This window comes from Lysobacter gummosus (assembly GCF_001442805.1).
Lineage (GTDB): Bacteria > Pseudomonadota > Gammaproteobacteria > Xanthomonadales > Xanthomonadaceae > Lysobacter > Lysobacter gummosus.
The window spans coordinates 5087956-5108220 of sequence record NZ_CP011131.1; the positions used below are offsets into that span (position 1 = coordinate 5087956).

Annotated in this window: 16 protein-coding genes; 4 read left to right on the forward strand and 12 right to left on the reverse strand. The window is 68.2% G+C overall.

The annotated features are described in order from the left end of the window. Positions 1-87 precede the first annotated feature (87 nt). The 3 genes from LG3211_RS20640 to LG3211_RS20650 all read left to right on the forward strand — a co-directional run bounded on the left by LG3211_RS20640 (position 88) and on the right by LG3211_RS20650 (position 3094). Positions 88-1185, forward strand: coding sequence for a dipeptide epimerase (locus tag LG3211_RS20640; RefSeq protein ID WP_057944466.1), 1098 nt, complete (start codon positions 88-90; stop codon positions 1183-1185). 68 nt (positions 1186-1253) lie between these two features. Beyond that, positions 1254-2102 (forward strand): MurR/RpiR family transcriptional regulator, encoded by an 849-nt coding sequence (locus LG3211_RS20645; protein ID WP_057944467.1) that lies wholly within the window; start codon positions 1254-1256, stop codon positions 2100-2102. 248 nt (positions 2103-2350) lie between these two features. Further along, positions 2351-3094: a L,D-transpeptidase family protein gene (locus LG3211_RS20650; protein WP_083512935.1), complete on the forward strand. Its 744-nt coding sequence runs from the start codon at positions 2351-2353 to the stop codon at positions 3092-3094. A gap of 187 nt (positions 3095-3281) precedes the next feature. On the opposite strand, the gene LG3211_RS20655 is transcribed toward LG3211_RS20650, so the two are convergent. From LG3211_RS20655 to LG3211_RS20695, 9 genes are all read right to left on the reverse strand, one after another. Then, positions 3282-5114, reverse strand: a complete 1833-nt coding sequence (locus LG3211_RS20655; RefSeq protein WP_057944468.1) for a DUF885 domain-containing protein — start codon at positions 5112-5114, stop codon at positions 3282-3284. 160 nt (positions 5115-5274) lie between these two features. Beyond that, positions 5275-6456 carry an alpha/beta hydrolase family protein gene (locus LG3211_RS20660; RefSeq protein WP_057944469.1) on the reverse strand — a complete coding sequence of 394 codons (1182 nt, stop codon included), beginning with the start codon at positions 6454-6456 and terminating at the stop codon, positions 5275-5277. 451 nt (positions 6457-6907) lie between these two features. Beyond that, positions 6908-8122 carry a M24 family metallopeptidase gene (locus LG3211_RS20665; protein ID WP_057944470.1) on the reverse strand — a complete coding sequence of 405 codons (1215 nt, stop codon included), beginning with the start codon at positions 8120-8122 and terminating at the stop codon, positions 6908-6910. Next, entirely contained in the window at positions 8119-9708 is a 1590-nt protein-coding gene (locus tag LG3211_RS20670) for an aldehyde dehydrogenase family protein (RefSeq protein WP_057944471.1), read from the reverse strand. Before LG3211_RS20670 ends, LG3211_RS20665 begins: the two co-directional genes overlap by 4 nt. 1 nt (position 9709) lies before the next feature. Beyond that, on the reverse strand, positions 9710-10615 hold the full coding sequence (locus tag LG3211_RS20675) for a dihydrodipicolinate synthase family protein (protein ID WP_057944472.1): 906 nt from the start codon (positions 10613-10615) through the stop codon (positions 9710-9712). Between the two features lie 77 nt (positions 10616-10692). Continuing rightward, positions 10693-12027: an FAD-dependent oxidoreductase gene (locus LG3211_RS20680; RefSeq protein ID WP_057944473.1), complete on the reverse strand. Its 1335-nt coding sequence runs from the start codon at positions 12025-12027 to the stop codon at positions 10693-10695. Continuing rightward, complete coding sequence (locus LG3211_RS20685) at positions 12020-12268, reverse strand: 2Fe-2S iron-sulfur cluster-binding protein (RefSeq protein WP_057944474.1); 249 nt, start codon at positions 12266-12268, stop codon at positions 12020-12022. The genes LG3211_RS20680 and LG3211_RS20685 overlap by 8 nt, the downstream gene beginning before the upstream one ends. Continuing rightward, positions 12265-13365: an NAD(P)/FAD-dependent oxidoreductase gene (locus LG3211_RS20690; RefSeq protein WP_057944475.1), complete on the reverse strand. Its 1101-nt coding sequence runs from the start codon at positions 13363-13365 to the stop codon at positions 12265-12267. The genes LG3211_RS20685 and LG3211_RS20690 overlap by 4 nt, the downstream gene beginning before the upstream one ends. Before the next feature lie 17 nt (positions 13366-13382). Beyond that, positions 13383-14321 (reverse strand): 4-hydroxyproline epimerase, encoded by a 939-nt coding sequence (locus LG3211_RS20695; RefSeq protein WP_057944476.1) that lies wholly within the window; start codon positions 14319-14321, stop codon positions 13383-13385. Between the two features lie 177 nt (positions 14322-14498). Between LG3211_RS20695 and LG3211_RS20700 the strand changes: the two genes are divergently transcribed. Beyond that, the gene (locus LG3211_RS20700; protein WP_083512936.1) at positions 14499-15191 is read left to right on the forward strand and encodes an AraC family transcriptional regulator; all 693 of its coding nucleotides are present in this window, start codon (positions 14499-14501) and stop codon (positions 15189-15191) included. A gap of 189 nt (positions 15192-15380) precedes the next feature. Here the strand turns inward: LG3211_RS20700 and LG3211_RS20705 are convergent, their stop codons facing one another. From LG3211_RS20705 to LG3211_RS20715, 3 genes are all read right to left on the reverse strand, one after another. Next, positions 15381-15818, reverse strand: coding sequence for a RidA family protein (locus LG3211_RS20705; protein WP_187313061.1), 438 nt, complete (start codon positions 15816-15818; stop codon positions 15381-15383). A gap of 7 nt (positions 15819-15825) precedes the next feature. Then, complete coding sequence (locus LG3211_RS20710) at positions 15826-16812, reverse strand: arginase family protein (RefSeq protein ID WP_057945647.1); 987 nt, start codon at positions 16810-16812, stop codon at positions 15826-15828. Positions 16813-17258: 446 nt separating this feature from the next. Then, a complete protein-coding gene (locus LG3211_RS20715) occupies positions 17259-20261 on the reverse strand; it encodes a TonB-dependent receptor domain-containing protein (protein WP_057944478.1) in 3003 nt (1000 codons plus the stop codon). Positions 20262-20265: the final 4 nt, after the last annotated feature.

Sequence of the window (20265 nt, forward strand, 5' to 3'; positions counted from 1 at the left end):
CTTCGCGGCTCCCAGCTGAATGAACTTCCCCAGGCCCGCGCACTCCCATCCTCGAACCACGACGAAACAAGCCAAGCCAACGACCACATGAAGATCACCGACATCCGATTCGGCATGCTGCGGGTACCGCTCAAGACCCCGTTCAAGACCGCGCTGCGCACCGTCGATACGGTCGAGGACATTGTCGTCACCGTCCACACCGACACCGGTCACATCGGCTACGGCGAGGCGCCTGCGACCGCGGTGATCACCGGCGACACCCACGGCTCGATCGTCGAGGCGATCCGCAAGTTCATCTCGCCGCGCCTGATCGGCCAGGAGATCGCCAACCTCAACCGCATCACCGGCCTGATCCAGGGCGCGATCGAGAAGAACTCCAGCGCCAAGGCCGCGGTCGAGATCGCGGTCTACGACTTGTGGGGCCAGCTTTACGGCGCGCCGCTGTACAAGATGCTCGGCGGCGGCGATCCGGTCATCACCACCGACCTCACCATCAGCGTGGACTACATCGAGAAGATGGTCGCCGACTCGATTGCCGCGGTCGATCGCGGCTTCGAATCGCTGAAGATCAAGGTCGGCAAGGACATCGGCGTCGATATCGAACGCGTCAAGGCCATCTACGCCGCGGTGGAAGGCCGCGCGCTGCTGCGCCTGGACGCCAACCAGGGCTGGACCGCCAAACAGGCGGTGTACGCATTGCAGACCCTGGAGGACGCCGGCGTGCGCCTGGAACTGGTCGAGCAGCCGGTGAAGGCGCAGGACCTGGACGGCATGAAGTACGTCACCGACCGCGTCCACACCCCGATCATGGCCGACGAAAGCGTGTTCGGCCCGGCCGAGGTCATCGACCTGATCCGCATGCGCGCGGCCGACATCATCAACATCAAGCTGATGAAGACCGGCGGGCTGTCCAAGGCCATCCAGATCGCCGACATCTGCGCCATGTACGGGGTCGAATGCATGATCGGCTGCATGATCGAGACTTCCATCTCGGTCGCCGCCGCGGTGCACCTGGCGGTGGCCAAGTCCAACGTCATCACCAAGGTCGATCTGGACGGGCCGTCGCTGTGCGCGTTCAATCCGGTCGACGGCGGGGTGATCTTCAACGAGTCCGAAATCACCGTGACCGACGCCCCAGGTCTGGGCATCCGCGAAATCCGCGGCCTGGAACCGTTGCACGCCTGAACGCGCGGCCGGCCGCGAAGCCGGCTACGCTGTAGCCATCCGCCGCGCCCGGGATTGGACCCCTGCCGATGTCGCCACTGCTAAAGATCCGCTCGGAACGCGACCAGATGTCGGCGATCGAACGCCGCATCGCCGACTATCTGCTGGAGAACGCGCACCTGCTGCGCGACTACTCCTCGCAGCAGTTGGCCAACGCGCTGGGGATCAGCCAGTCCAGCGTGGTCAAGTTCAGCCAGAAGCTCGGCTTCAAGGGCTATCCGGACCTCAAGTATTCGATCGGCGAGGCGGTCGCGCGCGGCGACGGCCACGACGACGGCGCCGCCGCGGTCGCCGCGCCCACCGATCCGCACGCCGCCCTGGCCGACCGCCTGTGGCACGGCAAGGCCCGCGCCGAGGAAGAAACCCGGCTGATCAATCCGCGCGACCGCATCGACGCGATCGCCGAATGCATCCAGGGCGCGCGCCGGGTGTTCATCATCGGCCTGGGCGAGGACGGCATTCCGGCGCGCGCGCTGGCGATGAAGCTGGCGATGATCGGCATCCTCGGCGTCCACCACTTCGACCCGGTGCTGATGGCCGCGAGCACCGCCACCGCGACCCAGGACGATGTGCTGCTGGTGTTTTCCGAACAAGGCAAGCAGACCGCGCTGTGCCATCTGGCGCGGACCTTCCGCGAAACCGGCGGCAAGGTGGTGTCGGTGACCCGCCACACGCCCAATCCGCTGCGCGCGCACGCCGATTTCTCGCTGCTGGTGTCGGCGCACGACGAACGCGCGCACGTCGAGCCGCTGCTGTACCAGTCGGCGCTGCAGCATCTGCTGGACCTGATCTTCATTCTGCTGTGCGAACGCGGCCAGGGCCGGCTCAGCCAGCTCGACAGCAACGCCGAACGCATCCAGGACATGCTCGATACTTGAGCCCCGGCGGATCGGATGGACAGCGAGGGATGCACATGGGTGGGCAGTACGTGGCGGGATGCGGAATCGATGCGGTCTGGGCGGAAGGCGTCGGGGCTGAAGCCCCTCCCACAAAAGACATCGGTGCTGCCGCCTGTGCCGGCAGAGCGGCGCGTTTGCCGCGCCGAGCTAAATCTATTGTGGGAGGGGCTTCAGCCGCGACGCTGTTCGCTCGGATCGCCGCGCCGCTGCGCTTGGCCGCCTTCGCCATGATCGCCACCGCCCTGGCCGGCTGCGCCAGCACCCGCGCCGATCGCGCTGGCGACGGCGCCACCCAGTTGCAACTGGTGCTGGTCACCACCGCCGACTGGAACGCGCCCCAGGGCCAACTGCGGCGTTATTTGTTCGACGGCCATCGCTGGCTGGCGGTCGGCGATCCGGCCCAGGTCACCATCGGCCGCAACGGCTCGGCCTGGGGCCGCGGCCTGCGCGCGGCGCCGGACGACGGCGGCCCGGTCAAGCGCGAAGGCGACGGCCGCGCGCCGGCGGGCATGTTCGGCATCGGCACCGCCTTCGGTTACGCCGAGCGCGCCAGCACCGCCCTGCCCTATGCGGCGATGACGTCCTCGGACTACTGCATCGACGTCAGCGATTCGCCGCTGTACAACCAGATCGTCGATGCCCGTAAGGCCGATCCCGAAGCGGTGAAAGGCACGACCGAACCGATGCGCCGCGATCTGCATGCCGGCGGCGACCAGCGTTATCGCCAGGGCTTCGTGATCGAACACAATCCGGGCCGCCTCGCTGGCGCCGGCAGTTGCATCTTCGCCCATCTGTGGAAGGCGCCCGGGGAAACCACCGCGGGCTGCACGGCGATGGACGATGCTGCGATGGCCGAGCTGCTGGCGTGGCTGCGGCCGCAGGCGCGGCCGGTGTTCGTGCTGTTGCCGCGGGCGCAGTACGCGCGGGTTTGGCGCGAGTGGGGGTTGCCTGCGCCTGAGAGTGCTCGCTAAAAGCAAATCCCCCCCTGCCCCCCTTTTCAAAGGGGGGAACGGCAAAGGCATGAGCGGGGACGGCAAGCTGACCGATCCGAAGCGACCCAACCGTCCACCCTCCACGAACCACCCGAATGGGTTCCCCCCTTTGAAAAAGGGGGGGGCAGGGGGGATTCGCTTTTGCTTCACCCGCCCAAGCAACCCACTAAGACTTAGCCTTAGCCTTCTTCTCCGCCGCCTTACCCCGACTCTCCTCGATAAACCGATCCACCCGCTGCTCCAGCACCGGCAGCGGCACCGAGCCCAGCGCCAGGATCGCGTCGTGGAATGCGCGGATGTCGAAATCCTCTCCCAGCGCCTGCTCGGCCTTCGCGCGCGAACGCACGATGCTCATCTCGCCCAGGTAATACGACAACGCCTGCCCCGGCCAGCCGATGTAGCGATCGACTTCGGTTTCGATCTCGTGATCGCTCAACGCCGTGTTGTCGTGCAAGAACGCCTGCGCCTGCTCGCGCGTCCAGCCCAGGTGGTGGATACCGGTATCCACCACCAACCGGCTCGCGCGCCACATCTGATAAGTCAGATAACCGAAGTAGTCGTAGGGCGTGTCGTACATCCCCATCTCGATGCCGAGCTTCTCCGAGTACAAGGCCCAACCCTCGCCGTACGCCGAGATATAGGTGTAGCGACGGAAATCCGGCAGCCCTTCCTGCTCGGCCGCGAGCGAACCCTGCAGCGAATGGCCGGGCGAAGATTCGTGCAAGGTCAGCGCCGGCAGATTGAACAACGGACGCGAAGGCAGATCATAGGTGTTGAGCAGATACACATCGCGCCCGCCGCGGCCGGCGGTGTAGAACGGCGCCAGATCCGGCGGCACCGGACGGATCGCGAAACGCTGGCGCGGCAGCAGGCCGATGTAGTTGCCGATCTCGCCGTCCACGCGCTTGGCCAGCCACGACGCGCGCATCATCAATTCGTCCGCGGTCTTGGGATAGAACTTCGGATCGGTGCGCAGGTAATGCAGGAATTCGGGGAAGCTGCCCTTGAATCCGGTCTTGACGATGGTCTCGTCCATCTGCGCGCGGATCTTGGCCACTTCCTCCACGCCGATCTGATGGATCTGCGCAGGGGTCAGGTCCAGCGTGGTGAACTCGCGGATCTTCGCCTGGTACAGCGCTTGGCCGCCGGGCATGGATTCGGCCGCCAGCGTGGTGCGCGCCTGCTTCATGTATTCGTTCTGCATGAACGCCAGCAGCTTGCGATACGCCGGCAGCACCGATTCGTCGATGGCCTTGGCCGCCTCGGCGCGCAGACGCGCCTGCTCGGCGGCGGGAATGTTCGCCGGCATCTGCTTGAACGGCGTGTACAGCAGATTGTCTTCGAGCTTGGCCTCGGCCACTTCCTTGATCGACACATCGCGCCCGGTCAGCGTCACCCGCGGCACGCTGAAACCGCGCTTGAGGCCGGCGCGCATGTTGCCGATCTGCTCGTCGAAGTAACGCGGAATATCGCGCAGCTGGCCGAGATAGCGCTGATAGCCGACGACATCGCGGATCGGCCGGCGCGCGGTGAAACCCAGGTTGGTCCAGAACGCGCTGTCGCTGTTGAACGGCATTTCCCACTGGCGCACGCGCTGATTGGCCAGCAGGCTCTGGATCTGCTGGCGGAAGACTTCGTAGTTGACCGGGTCTTCGCCGCTGAGCTGCGACTTGTCGATCGCCTCAAGCTCGGTCATCACCTGCGCCCAGTAACGTTCGCGCGCGGCCTGGCTGGCCGGATCGACCCGCGGCAGATGCGCGGCCGGCTGGCCCTGCACGTCTTCGTCGTCGCCGCCGGCGAACTGCGCCTGGCGCCATTTCCATTCGCGGGTGTACAGCGCCTTGAAGCGCTCGCCGGTCGCGTTGGTCGCGGCGCTGGCACTGATGGCGGCAGCGGCCGGTTCGGCGGCGAACGCCGGCGCCAGGCTCAGGCCGATCGACAGCGCGGCGGTCAGCGCGGCCAGGGGCGCGCGCACGGACAGGGAACGGTTCGAAATCATCGCAAGGCTCGGATGGGTCGCGGACGGTGCCGGCCATCATGCGGCAAACCCCGGGCCGGGCCATGTGCCTGAAGTGTCTGCCGCCTGCTTCGCGCGGGTCGGTTCTTTGCCGCAAACCGCCTTTGCCGCGCGGCGGCGCGGCAAAGGCGCCCAAGCCGGATCAGGGAACCGGCTGGAAGTTCGGATAGGCCGGATGCGGCCGGTCGAACGCGCGCGTGGGCCGATGCTTGAGGTGCAGATCGAAAAACGCCCGCACATACGCGCGCGTACCCGCCACCGACTCGGCCGGCGGCACCGTGCCGTTGGCCGCCTCCAACAGACCGGGCGGCAACGCATCGCCCAGTTGCGACAGGATCGGCGGGTAGTCGCTGAAGCTGAAATGCGCGCCGAGCCGCAGCTGCAGCTCGCGCTTCCAGCCGCGCTGGTTGCTCCAGAACTCGATCCACGAGCGGTCCTGGCCTTCTACCGGCACATGCGAATGGCCGCCGGCGCCCATCAACACGAACGGCTTGTCCAGGCCATAGCGCGCGGCCTTGATCGGACCGTAGGGCAGATCCTGCGGCGGGCCGTAGGTGGTCGACAGGCGTCCGTCGAAATCCATGCCGGCGTCGAAGCGGCGATCGAAGAACATCGTCTCGGCGGCGGTGGTGCCGCCGTAGGAATGGCCATAGAAACCCACGCGCGACAGATCCAGGCCGCCGCGCCAGCCCGGCGGCAACGGCCGCTGCTCGGCATCGGGATTGCGGCCGTAATTCATCTGGCTCAACGCATCGAGGGTGAAGCGCGCATCGGCGATGCGGGTGTCGAGCCACATCTGCGTCGATTCCACGGTCTCGACCAGATTCACGCCCGGGGCGATGCGGCCGCCGGGAAAGGCGGCGAAGAAGGCTTCGTGTGTGTGCGTCATCGACGCGACCACATAGCCGTGGCTGGCCAGATCATCGACGCTGCTGCTGTAGATCTCGCGGAAATACTGCAGGCCCGGCGAAAACAGCACCACCGGCCAGCCGCCCGGCGTCGGCTTGAGCGCGGCGCCCCGCGTCGCCGGTCGCTGCGCGCCGGCCCAGTCCACCACGCCCGGCGCGAACCCGAGCAGCTCCACGGCGAAGCTGTCCATGGTCGCCGCCAACGCCGGTTCCATCCACGGCGCACGCGGGCCATGCGCGTTCGGCGCGATCGGATAGCTCACCGTGACCATCCATTCGCGCTTGCCGCCGACGAAGGGATCGGTGCGCGAGCGATCGACCAGATGCAGCTCGACCGTCCCGACGCGATACGGCCCGGTGGTCGGCGGCAACGCGAAGGACTTCGGCGGCGCGGCCGATGCGATGCCGGCGAACATGGCCGACAACAGCAGGCACAGGACGGCGAACCCGAACCGCCGCGCTCTTGCGCGGACCGTAGCGGCAAGCGGTATTGCGTTGAAATCTGCGCAACGGCGGGGTAACGATCTGAATCCGATCATGCCAACCTCCTGAGAGCGCGCGGCATCCGGCCGCGCGGCGGAGTGGTCATGCTGGCAAGGCGGCAACGGCGCCGGCACGTGCCGAACGACACGAATGCGCGACGCAAACCTTGATCGGTCGCGCATATGCACAAACTGATGCTTCGAGGCGACGCCGGATCACAGCCGATGTTGCCAGGTTTGTTGTGGGAGGGAGCTTCAGCCCCGATGTTTTTCGATCCGACATCGCGATCTGAGACAAAAGCATCGGGGCTGAAGCCCCTCCCACAACAGATTTCACTGCTTTCTCTACCTACGAGGTTGCGTCAGTACCGCAACCGCAACGCACTCAATCCGCGAACGGCCGGTCGATCGCCACCGACGGCGGCGTGAACCACGCCGCGCCGCCGTCGGTGACGTAGAAATGATCCTCCAGGCGCACGCCGAACTGCTGCGGCACCACGATCATCGGCTCGTTCGAGCAGCAATTGCCGCTGTCCAATCCGAGCTGGTTTCCGCGCACCAGATACGGCGCTTCGTGCACGCTCATGCCGCAGCCATGACCGGTGCGATGCGGCAAGCCGGGCAGCAGATAGTCCGGCCCCAGCCCGCCGCGTTCGAGCACCTCGCGCGCGGCACTATCGACCGCTTCGCCGCTGACGCCCGGACGCACCGCGTCGAACGCGGCTTTCTGCGCCGCCAGTTCCAGGTCCCAGATGCGCGTCTGCGCGTCGCTGGCGCGGCCGCAGATGTAGGTGCGGGTGATGTCGGACTGATAGCCCTGCACCGAGCAACCGGTGTCGACCAACACCAGTTCGCCTTCGCGCAGCGTCTGCTCGCCGGGAATGCCGTGCGGATACGCGGTGGCCTCGCCGAACTGGACGATGCAAAAGGTCGAGCCGTTGTCGGCGCCGAGCGCGCGATGGGCTTCATCGATGAAGCGGCGCAACACACCGGTGGTGACGCCCTCCTCGGCCAGCCCGGCGGCCAGACGATGCACGTGCAAGGTCATCGCCATGGCCTGCTTCATCAACGCCAGCTCCGCCGCCGATTTGCGCGCGCGGCAGCCATCGACGATCGCACTGGCGTCGCTCAGGTCCAGCGCCGGCGCGGCCGCGCGCAGGCCGGTGAAGATCGCGAACGCCGCGTCCGGGTCCAGCGCCAGCCGGCTGGCGCCGCGCGCGCGCAGGGTGTCGATCACCAATGCGCAGGGATCTTCGTGTTCCTCCCACAGCCGCGTTTGGCTGGGAATGTTCACTACATGCGACAGCGAACCGGCCTCGAACGCCGGGCAGATCAGCGCCGGGTCGCCGTCCAGGGTCAGCAGCATCGCCACCAGGCGCTCGCTCGCGCGCCACGGCACGCCGGTGAAATAGCGCAGCGACGTGCCGGCGGTGATCAGCAGCGCGTCGCGTCCGGCCGCGCGCATGCATTCGCGCGCGCGTTCGATCCGGCGCTGGTACTCGGCCGCGTCGATCGCGGCGGCACGCTCGTGCCACGGCGCCAGTTGCGCGCGCGCCTGTTCCAGGCTCAAGCCGCCGATCTGGCGGGTGGAATAGTTCATGGTTTCGCTCCGATATCGTCTGTCGTCCAACGCCCGTCGATGCAACGCGCGATTCCGCCGGGATTGCGGTCGCGCAGTTCCGCCGGCAGCAAACTTTCTTCGATCTGATCGTAACAATGCAACGCGGCGAAACGGCGAATCGCCGCCGGCAGGCCGACCGAAGTGAAACCCGGATGGCCGGTGCTCGGGTACGGCCCGCCGTGGTTCATCGCCGCGCTCACCGCCACGCCGGTCGGCATGCGGTTGCCGATCAGGCGGCCGACCCGCGGTCGCAGTTGCGCGGCCAGCGCGCCTTGCACATAGGCGTCGTCGGCCGCGGCGTAGATCGTCGCGGTCAGATTGCCTTCCAGCGCGCGCGCGATCGCGATCGTGTCGTGGTAGTCGTCGCGCGTGCGCACGATCAGGCTGGCCGGCCCGAACACTTCGCCGCGCAAGCGCGCGTCGGCGATGAACTGCTCCGCATCGACCGACCACAGCGTCGGCCGCACCCGATAGCCTTCGCCGCTGGCCGCCTCGCCACCGCCGATCAGTGTCGCGCCGGCTTCGCGCCAGCGCGCCGATGCGGCCTGATAGTGATCGCGTCCGCCTTGCGAGAACAACACGCCCTCTCCCGCCTGCGCGAACAAGGCCGCCGCCGCTTCGACGAAGGCATCGCCGTGCGCGCTGCGCGGCACCACTACCACGCCGGGGTTGGTGCAGAACTGGCCGGCGCCCATCGTGCACGAGGCGAAGAACTCCTGCGCGAGCGCCGCGCCGCGCTCGCGCAAGGCGCCGTCGAGCATGAACACCGGGTTGATGCTCGACAGTTCCAGATACGCCGGCACCCCCGCCGCATCGGCGGCCGCTTTCAGCGCCAGACCGGCGTTGCGGCTGCCGGTGAACGCCAGCGCGCCCAGCCGCGCATCGCCGGCCAGACTCAGGCCGAGCGCGGGATCGAGGTGATACAGCACCTGCAGCGCCGTCGCCGGCAGACCGGCTTCGACTAGCGCGCGATGCGCCAGTTCGGCCAGACGCTGACTGGTCGCCGGATGCGAGGGATGGACCTTGGCGATCACCGGATTGCGCGCAGCGATCGCCGAGGCGAAGTCGCTGCCGGCCACCGCATTGAAGGCGAACGGGAAATTGTTCGGTCCGAAGATCAGCACCGGTTTGTGCAACGGCGCCAGATGCGAACGCAGGCCGGCGGCGGTGTCGATGACCGGCTGCGTCCACGAGCGCTCGCGCACCGCGCGCGCGGCCTGACGCAACTGGCCGGTGGTGCGCGGCAGCTCCACCTTGGCCAATCGCGGCTCGATAGCGAGCGCGGTTTCCAGATGCGCCAACGCGACCAGGTCCGGCGCGTCGTGCTCGATGCCCAATGCATAGGCATCGAAGAAATCCGCGATGCGCTCGGGTTCGCACGCCGCCAACTGATCGGCGGCCGCGCTGGCCGATGCCAGCGCGGCCTCGACATCGCGCGCGCCGCTGATCGGAAACGCCGGGCCGAACGCGACCGCGCGGGTCGGATCGAAGGCGCGGAATTCGCCGCCCGAGTCGCGCGAGGCCTGCCAGCGGCCTTCGATCAATACCGGTTCGCGCGCGCCCATGTCAGCGGCCCGGACGCTGCGCGTTGGCGCGTTCGATCACCGCCAGCGCCGCTTCGCGCTCGCCGCCCTGCAAGGTCAGGCGCGGCGCGCGCACGTGCTCGCTGCCCAGGTCTACCTGCGCCTGCACCAGCTTGATCAGCTGCACGAACTTGGGCACGGTGTCCAGGCGCAGCAGCGGCAGGAACCACGCGTACAGCTCGGCCGCGGCCGGCGCGCCGCCGTCGCGGGCGAGTTCGAACAAACGCACCGACTCGGCCGGATAGGCGTTGACCAGTCCGGCGATCCAGCCGGTGGCGCCCATCGCGACGCCTTCGACGATGGCGTCGTCCATGCCGACCAGCAGGTCCAGGCGCTCGCCGAGCAAGGCGCGGATCGCGGCGAAGCGGCGCACGTCGGCGGAGGATTCCTTGACCGCCTGCAGATTGGCGTGCTCGCCGGCGAGTTCGGCGATCTGTTCCGGCACGAAGTCGGTCTTGTACGCCACCGGGTTGTTGTAGAGCATGCACGGCAGCGACGTCGCGGCGATCACCGCGCTCACGTGCGCCTTCATCTCGCGCCAGTCGGTGGAATACACGTACGGCGGCAGCACCATCAGGCCGGCGCAGCCGATCTTTTCCGCTTCCTGGGCCAGACGCACCGCTTCGGCGGTGGACAGCGCGGCGATGCCCGGAATCACCGGCGCGCGGCCTTTCAGCGCGGCGACCAGCGTGCGCAGGATCGCCAGCTTGTCCTCGAAGCTCAGCGTCGCCGCTTCGCCGAGCGAGCCGAGCGGGACGATGCCGATGCAGCCGGCGTCGATCAGGGTGTTGGCGTGGCGGGCCAGGAACTCGTGATCGATCGATCCGTCGGCGTGGAACGGCGTGGTGATGGCGGGAACGACGCCGCGCCAGAATGAAGCATTGCTCATGGGACAGATCCTTGGGTTCGGTGTTGGGGCGTTGCGATGAGGATTGGAGCTGTGTGATTCGGATTGGAAGGCCGCGCTCAGCGCGGTGGCGCCGTCGCGTCCTGCGCCGGATAAGAAAGCCCGGCCAGACTGGCCAGCCGGGTTGGGAAAACCGGCGGTCGCGCGCCGTGCGCGGGCGCTGCCGGGGTCGATGCAATCGTTGCCGCACTGGGTGCGAAGCCGCGCAACTCGGTCAGCGCCGCGCCGCAGATGCGGCCCTGGCAACTGCCCATGCCGCAGCGGGTGGCGAGCTTGGCCGCGCGCCAGTCGGCGTGTTCGTCGAGCTGGCCCAGGCGCACGTCTTCGCAGCGGCAGATCACGGTCTGCGCCGTCGCCGCCTGGCGCACTTGCGCGCGCAGCGCGAAATGACGCGGCAGCAGATCGGCGAAGGCGCGCGCATGTTCGCGGCGCGCGCGCAAGGCGCGTGCGGCGTCGAGCGCGCCGGCCGCCGCGTGGCCGGCCATTTCGCCTTCGATCCGCGCCGCATCCACGCCGCCGATGCCGCAGGCTTCGCCGGCGGCGTAGATGCCGGCGACGCTGGTGGCCAGATCGTCATCGACGCGCACGCGCGCATGCGCACTGCCGGTATCGAGCGCGCAGCCCAGCTGCGCGGCCAGTTCGGTGTTGGGCACCAGCCCGTAGCCGACCGCCAGATGATCGACGGCGATGCGACGGCGGCCGCGCGGCGTTTCCAGTTCGACTTCGCGCACGCGACCGTCGCCGTGCGCGGCGCAGACCCAGCTGGCGCCGCGATACGGCACGCCGGCCAGCCGCGCGCGCAGCGCCGCGGCCTGCGCGAGTTTGTCCGGCCAGCGCCACAGCCGCGCCGCGAACCGCGTCAGTTCGGCGGCCGGCGCCTGCTCGTGGATGCCGACCACTTTCGCGCCGTGAGCGCGCGCGGTCGCCGCCGCGGCCAGCAGCAACGGCCCGCTGCCGGCGATCAACACGCGCTGGCCGGCGATCGGCCAGCCTTGCTTGACCAGCGCCTGCAATCCGCCCGCGCCGGTCACGCCGGGCAAGGTCCAGCCGGGAAACGGCAACAGCAGTTCGCGCGCACCGGTCGCCAGCACCAGGGCGCGATAACTCAACTCGCGCGCCAGTCCGGCTTCTTCGATCAGTACCTGTCCAGGGGATGCGGCGACCACTTGCGCCTGGCCGAGCCAGCGCAGGTTGGCGCGCGCCTGCAGCGCCTGGAATTTCTTCCGCGCCGGCGAGGCTTCGGGCCTGCGCACGTCCTGGCGCCAGACCTGGCCGCCGGCCCGCGCCTGCATATCCACCAGCACCACGTCCACGCCGTGCGTAGCGGCCGCGCGCGCCGCCGCCAGTCCGGCCGGGCCGGCGCCGATCACCAGCACATCGCAGACCTCAGTCATCGCAGTGCACCTGCATGCCTTCGCGGGCGGGCGTCATGCACGCGCGCTGGTGGGCGACGCCGTCGATGCTGACCCGGCATTCGAAACACACGCCCATCCCGCACAGCGGCGCGCGCGGCTCGCCTTCGCGCGAACGCCGGAAGCGCAGCGACGCCAGCGCCACCGCCGCGGCGACGTTGGCGCCGGCGGGGACTTCCACCGCGACGCCGTCGATGAGCAAGCGCACCGGCACGGATTTCATCGCAATACCCGTTCGGGCAGGAACGGCGCCGGATCGATCGCCGGAGCGCGCCGCAGGATCTGGTCGATCAGCACCTGCGCCGTCGCCAGCGCGGTGGTCACGCCCAGGCCTTCGTGACCGGCGGCGACCCAGGTGTCGGCGCGCACGGCCGCCGCGCCGATGTAGGGCCGTCCGTCGGCGGTGGTCGGACGAAAGCCGGTCCACACCCGCAAGGCTTGCAGCTCGCGCAGCATCGGCAGAAAGGCGAAGGCGCGTTCGAGCATGCGCTGCAGCATCGGCATCGACACCGCGCGGTCTTCCACACCGAACTCGCGCGATGAGCCGATCAGGATCTGCCCGGTCGGCCGCGGCTGCACGTTGAAGGCAACGCTGCTGTCGGCATCGCCATGAGCGCTGTCGGCGTAACCCAGCTCCAGCAGTTGATGACGCACGCGCCCGGGATAGCGTTCGGTGATGACCAGATGGCCTTTGCGCGCGCGCATCGGCAACTGCGGCAGCAACTGCGGCAGAGCGCAGCCGGTGGCGAGCAGCACCGGGCCGCTGAGTTCGCTGCCGTCGTCCAGGCGCGCGCCGTTCGCGGTCAAGGCGACGACGCGGCGGCCGAGATAGCAATGGGCGCCGCCGCCGCGCGCCAGTTCGAGCAGATGCGTGGCGACCCGCGGCGGATACACCACCGCTTCGTCCGGCACCCGCATGCCGCCGCACAGGCCGGGCACGAGTTCGGGTTCCAGGCGATACAGCTCGTCGGCCTCGATGCGCTGCGCACGCACGCCGACCGCGGCCAGGCGCGCGACCTTGGCCGCGACGCCGTCGAGTTCGCGCGGCTCGCGCGCCACCCACAAGGTGCCGCAACGGCTGAATTCGGCCTGCGGCAGATCGGCGAAGCGCTGCCACAGGCGCAGCGAGTAATTCGACAACGCCAGTTCGGCCGGATCGTCGTCCATCGCCACCAGATGGCCCATCGCCGCGGCGGTCGCGCCGCCGCCGACCGGGCCGGGTTCGATCACCGCCACGCGCAGGCCTTCGCGCACCGCGCACTCGGCGCAGGCCGCGCCGACGATGCCGGCGCCGATGACGATGAGGTCGTAACTGGTCATGCAGACGCCGCGCGCGCTCAGCGCGCCGCGATGCCCCAGGCGAAGGGATCGCGTTCGTCGATCAACAGCCGCGCCTGAGCGGTGATGTGCGCGCTGCCGGTGATGGTGGGCAGCACGCCGCGCTCGCCGTGGACGTAGGAGCCTTCGAACACGCTGCCCAGCACGCTTTCCTGCCGCCACGGCGCGCCCGGCGCGAGCTTGCCGTCGGCGGCCAGGCAGGCGAGTTTCGCGCTGGTGCCGGTGCCGCAGGGCGAACGGTCGTAGGCCAGCCCCGGACACAGCACGAAGTTGCGGCCGTGGTTGTCGGCCGCTGCAGCGCTGGTTTCCAGTTCGATGTGATCGATCTGCGCTCCGTCGGCGCCGGTGATGCCGGCCGCTTCCAGCGCATGGCGGATGGCTTCGGCATGCGCGGTCAGTTCGCGCTGACGGGCCAGGGATATCTCGCGATCGGTCTTGGCGATGAAGAACCAGTTGCCGCCCCAGGCGACATCGCCGCGGACCTCGCCAAAGCCCGGCACCTGGATGCGCACCTGCGCGGCATGGCGCCAGCTCTCGACGTTGTCGATCGACACGCGGCCGTCTTCGTGCAGATGCGCGCCGACGGTGCCGACCGGGGTATCGATGCGATGCAGGCCGGGACCGATCCGGCCCAGATGCTGCAAGGTCCGCACCAGCCCGATCGTGCCGTGGCCGCACATGCCCAGGTAGCCGACGTTGTTGAAGAAGATCACCCCGGCGCAGGCGTCGGCCGATCGCGGCGGCAGCAGCAGCGCGCCGACCACCGTGTCCGAGCCGCGCGGCTCGCAGGCGATGGCGCTGCGCCAATGGTCGAATTCGGCACGGAAGCGGTCGCGCTGTTCGGCCAGGGTGCCGGCGCCCAGATCGGGGAATCCGGAGACCACCACGCGGGTTGGTTCGCCGCCGGTGTGCGAGTCGATGATGTCTAGGCTGTGCATGCCGACATGCTCGCGGCCCGGGCCGTCCGGGTCTAGCGGTCCTTGCCGGCATCGGATGCGGAATTCGGCATAATCGGGGCGACCCTATCCCGCCGGTTCCGAACCGGCCGCGAGCCGCGCATGCCCACTGCCCTTTCCAGCCCGCCCACCGCCGCGGTGGCGATCGACGCCGAGCTCATGCAGACGCTGTGCGACGCGTTGCCCGACGTGGTGTTCTTCGTCAAGGACGGCGCCGGCCGCTACACCCACGCCAACCTCACCCTGGTGCGGCGGCTGGGGCTCAAGCGCCGCGAGGACGTGATCGGACGTGCGGTGACCGAAGTGTTTCCGGCGCGGCTGGGCGGGCGTTACGCGATCCAGGACCGGCGCGTGCTGGCCGGCGAGATCATCGAGAACCAGCTCGAAGTGCATCTGTACCCGAACCGGCAACCGGGCTGGTGCCTGACCGGCAAGCGGCCGCTGCCGCTGGCCGGCGGTGTCGGTGGATTGGTCGGGCTGTCGCGCGACCTGGGCTCGCCCGACGGCCGCGATCCCACCTACGAACGGCTGCGCCGCGTCACCGAGCACATGCAGCAGCACTACGCCGGACCGCTGCGGGTGACCGCGCTGGCGCAGGTGGCGAAATTGTCCGTCGCGCAACTGGAGCGGCATTTCCAGAAGGTGTTTCAGCTTACGCCGCAGCAGGCGATCACCAAGATGCGGATCGAAGCGGCGATGCGCGAGCTGCGCGGCGAGGCCAGCATCGCGCAGGTCGGATTGGCTTGCGGGTTTTCGGATCAGAGCGCGTTCGCGCGGCAGTTCAAGGCGACCGTGGGGATGGCGCCGCGCGACTATCGGGCTTCGCATCGGGATTTTGGCGCTGACGATTGAAGATGCGCTGATGATTGGGCAGAGCAAATCCCCCGGCGCAGCCGGATTCGTCTGAACTGGGTTACGCAGGCGCCAGCCCCCTTTTTCAAAGGGGGCGAAGTTTCAGCGCCTTCGTTTGCTGGCGGCGGCCATCGCTGTTGCTGTTGCCGTTCCCCCCTTTGAAAAGGGGGGGGGAACGGGGGATTTGCTTTACCCAGCCAGCGCAATGGCCTCAATTTCAATCCGCCAAGCCTCATCGTAAATCCCGGTCACCACCACGCTGACCGATGGCCGCGCCACGCCGGCCAGACGTTCGTGCCGCAATTCGCGTTCACGCCGTCGATCACCGGATCGAGCAAGAAACACCGTGACCTTCACCAAATGCCGCAGTTGCATATCGGCAGCGGCCAGTTGCGCTTCGAGATTCCGCCACGCCAGCCGGCATTGCCCGGAAAAGCGTGCTGGCGTGTTGCCTTCGGCATCGGCCGGCACCTGTCCGCTGATGAACAACAAACGCGAGCCGGCGTTGATCGGATGCGCAATCGCCGCCTCGGTCCCGGCCGGCGCAAGTTCGGCGGCACCCGTCGCACGCCCCGCCACCGACAGCATCGCCGCGGTTCCGCCTGCGAGAAAATCGCGTCGCTGCATACTGGCCTCAGCGCGCCGATGCCACGGCGGACGACGGCCAGCGCCCGCTGTCTTCGAACGCGCCCGCCACCGTCTCGGCCAGTTGCTTCGCCAGGCGTCCATCCGGGTCGAGGTCCGGATCGAAGATCGTCAACTCCATGCCGACCGCCTGCGGGCTGGCCAGCAATTGCGCGAGCAAGGCGCGCAACTGTTCGAAATCCAGGCCGCCGGGATTCGGCGAATCCACCGCCGGCATCACCCGCTCGGCCAGCACGTCGGCATCGACGTGAATCCAGAATCCCTGCGTCGGCATCGCCTCCAGGCGCGAACGCGCGGCGCGGCCGGCGACGGCGGCGCCATCGCGGCGGATCGCGTGGGCGTCGATGCTGTGGATGCCCGAGCGCTCGAACGATTCGAACTCGTAATCGCTCTTATCGCCCTCCTCCAGCACCAGCCCCAGATGAACCACATCGCGCGCCTGGAAATACGGCGATTGGCCGCGCAGATCCGTCAACGCCGGCGGGCCGTGCCCGGTCGCCAGGCCCAGATCGAGCCCGGCGGCGGTGAAGTAGCCCTGGTAGCGTTTGCGATCGCGGGCATAGGAAAAATCGTCATGCGCATCGACGAAGGCCAGCCCATAACGGCCGCGCTGCCTGAGCGCCAGCCCGCTGCCGAGCAACACGCTGCAATCGCCGCCGATCACCAGCACGAACTCCTCGCCGTCGAGCAGCGGCGACAGCCGATCGGCCAGCGACTGGCTGTAATCGCGCAAGGCCGCGCCGTTACGGAAGCCGATGATGTGATCGGGTTCGGGCGAGTACGCCGGCGCTTCGACGCGGCCCGCGTCGCGCGCGCGCAGGCGCTGCACCAGGCCGGCCGCGCGCAGCGCATCGGGCATGCGGCGCACGCCCGGCTCCACGCCCGGCCGCGGTGGACGCAGACCCAGGTTGCTGGGCGCATCGATGACCGCGATGGCGGCGCGGTCCGGGGACGACGACGTGGCAGAGCGGGACATCGCGATTCCAAAATTCGGGCCCGATGCTTGCGCGCATGCGCCCAGGGCCGGCAGCAGCCAGGCGATCAGCAACATCCGCAGGGACCAGGGCCGCATGGTCATAACCCTTTAAAATGTAATTAAAGGTTATTCGCGGCGGCCAAACCTGTCAATCTCGTTTTGCCGGTTACCGACGAACGGGCCTCGCCGCCCTGTTCGCGATTCCGGCGTAACCGGCCCGCGGCGCGCCGGTAGCGCTCGGCGCAGCGTTGCGGGAGGAATCCGATCGGGCTCGATGCGCGCGGCCATGCCATGCGCAAGGGCGTCGCCGACCTGGAGAAGAGCCGGCGCATCGATTGGATCGGCTACGCATCGGCCCGCGATGCGGCAGGAACGAGCAGCCCTGCCCATCGCGCAAGGGAAACCAGCGAGATCGCGCCGGCAACCGTGCCGGCGCGATCGAACCCTCAGAACTTGTACCCGACCGTGAAGCTGTAGCTGCGCCCGAAGATGCTGGCGTAGTCGCTGGAGTCGCCGAGGAAGCTGTTCGGATCGTAGAACGGCATGCGGTCGAACAGGTTCTTGACGGTGATACCGACGTTGAGCTTGTCGGTCGGACGCCAGGTCACGCTCAGGTTGGCCGTCCACCACGACGGCACGCCGTCGCACTGGGCCTTGGGCAGCGCCAGGTAACCGGCCGTGCAGGTTTGCGGGTTGTTGTCCTCTTCGTCGATGCGCTCGTACGCCCACTTGGTGTTGCCGACGTAGTTGACGAAGAAGCTGGAGGTCACCTGGCGGTAGTTCCAGTCGGCGTTGATCGTGGCGCGCAGGCGCGGGTTGCCGTAGTAACCCACGGTGTTGCCGTAGTACCAGCCGTTTTCGTCGTCCAGATAGGCCTGGTTGCGACGCGCGATGGTGGCGGCCAGTCCGATGTTCAAGTTGCCCCACTCGCCCAGCGAGAAGTGGCTGCGCGCATCGATGTCGAAGCCATCGACCAGGGTGCGGCCCTTGTTCTTGTACTGGCCGACGACGCTGGCCACGTTGCCGACGCTGTAGCCCGGCAACGTGCCCGGGCAGGCCACGCCGCTGGCGGGATCGGCGCACATCGCCGCCAGCGCGGCCAGCGCGGCGCGGTCGGAATCGGTGATCGGCGAGCGGGTCGAGGACTGGATGTCTTCTTGCTTGCTGAAATCCGGCGCGGCGATTTCGTTGCGGCGATAGATGAACCAGTAATCGGCCGACACCGACAGCCAGTCCAGCGGTTCGAACACGAAGCCCAGGGTGGCGATCTTCGCCTTCTCCGGCTTGAGGTCCTGGTTGGGCTGGGTCATGCGCGCCACGGTGCGGCTGCAGTCGGCGTTGAGCAGCGAATTGCCCAGGTCCACGTCGCCGCTGCGGCGCGATTGACGCAGCAGGTTGGCGACGGCGTTGGTCTCGGCGCAGCGGACTTCGTCGCGATAGCCGCCGAGCTGGGCGAACACGCCGCCGGTGCCGGCCTCGGCCAGGCTGGGGGCGCGGAAGCCTTCCGAGTACGTACCGCGCAACAGCAGCTGCGGCAGCACTTGATACTTCAGGCCGATTTTCGGCGCGACATTGGCGCTGAAGTTCGGGTACTTGTCCACGCGCAGCGCGGCGTCGAGTTCCAGCTTGTCGGTCAGCGGCGCGACCGCTTCGGAGAACAGCGCGTAGGTGTTGCGCTTGCCGTCGAACCACGAACCGCCCTGCTGGGTGATCAGGCCGTTGGCGGCGTCTTCGTTGCCGGGGGTGTAGAAGGTTTCGCGGCTGATGTTGAAGCCGAACGCGGCGCGCACTTCGCCGGCCGGCAGGTTGAACAGCGGGCCTTCGATCTTGCCGTCCAGGGTATGCAGGCGGGTCCACGACTGAATGTCGAAGGTCGGATAGGCCGCGCGCAACAAGGCGCCGTTGGCTTCGCTGATCTCGCCGAACTTGTACGCCGGATGATCGGAGATGATCACCCGGCCGGTGCCCGGATCGACGGTGAACGGGCCGAAGGCCTTGCGGAAGCCTTCCAGATTGACGTTGATGGTCTGGTAGGTGACCGAGTGCGTGCCGGCGGTGGCGAACGCGGTCTCCCAGTTCCAGTCGCCGATGCTGCCGCGCAGGCCGCCCAGCGCGCGATAGCTCTGGTCGGTGTTGCGCTGGCCGAAGTAGTCGTCGCCGGCGTCCTGCAACAGGTAGTTCAGGCCGACCACGCCGCCCATCATCGCCTTGAGCTCGGGACTGGCGTGGTTGTATTCGTTGTTCGGACCCAGGAACGGATACCGGAACTGGTTGACCGTGGCGCCGGTGTTGCGCGAGAACCAGCTGGTCGGGTTGCCGGTGGTGCTGCCGAACGCGCGCGGCGTGCCGCCGTTGGCGCGCAGGTCGATGTCGGTGTAGGTCAGCTCGGCGAAGGCTTCCGTGTTTTCGCCGATCAGGAAATGCGCGTTGACGTAGCCGGTCATGCGCTCGGTCTGCGCGCCGGCGTCGATCTCGTTGTTCATCCAGGTCTGCCAGATGCAACGCGGGCCGGCGGCTTCGCCGGTGAGCACGTTGTTGCAGCCCGGAGCGGCTTCCTGCCGGCGCGCGCCGGTGGCCGGGTCGAAGGCGAAGTAGCTGCCGGGATTGAACACGCCCGGCTTGCTGCCGGTGCCCAGGCGCAGGTTTTTGAGGTAGTTCGGGTTGTTGACGTAGTACTGGTTCGGACGCTTGTCGTAGAAATCGCTCAACGGGATCGCATCGCGCCGGTACAGGTTGACCGAGGCGTAGACGTTGTAACGGTCCTCGTCCAGATCGCCGAAGCCGGCGGTGATGCTGGCCTGGTGCTCGCCGTAGGAATCGATGCGCGAGGACTTGTCGGTGGTGATGCTGACTTCCGCGCCCTGGTAGTTGCGCTTGGTGATGACGTTGATCACGCCGGCCACCGCGTCGGTGCCGTACACGGCCGAAGCGCCGTCGGTCAGCACTTCCATGCGCTCGATCGCCGCGGCGGGAATGGCGTCGATGTTGACGAACTGGGTCTGGAACCCGGCCGGCGCGCCGTAGTACGACAGGCGACGGCCGTTCAACAACACCAGCGTGCCCTGCGCGCCGAGGCCGCGCAGATTGGCCTGCGAGGCGCCGTCGGACCCGGTGAACAGCGAGCGCGAATCCTGCTGCGCCGGACGCGCGGCCGGCAGGTTGTCGAGCACCTGCAGCAAGGTGCGCGCGCCCATGTTCTCGATGTCCTGCTTGCTGATGACCTGCACCGGCGAAGCGGTTTCCACATCGGTGCGGCGGATGTTGGAACCGGTGACTTCGATGCGGGACAGCTCGGTGGTTTTTTCCTTGCTGTCGGTGCTTTCGGCGCCATCCTGTGCGGCCGCGACGGAAACATGGCCCAGCAGCGCGGCCGCCAGGGCCAACGACAGCGGGGTGACGGGAATGCGGTTTGCGCGGTGACGGCGCGGACGGCGGCTTGCGGGCAACATCGGA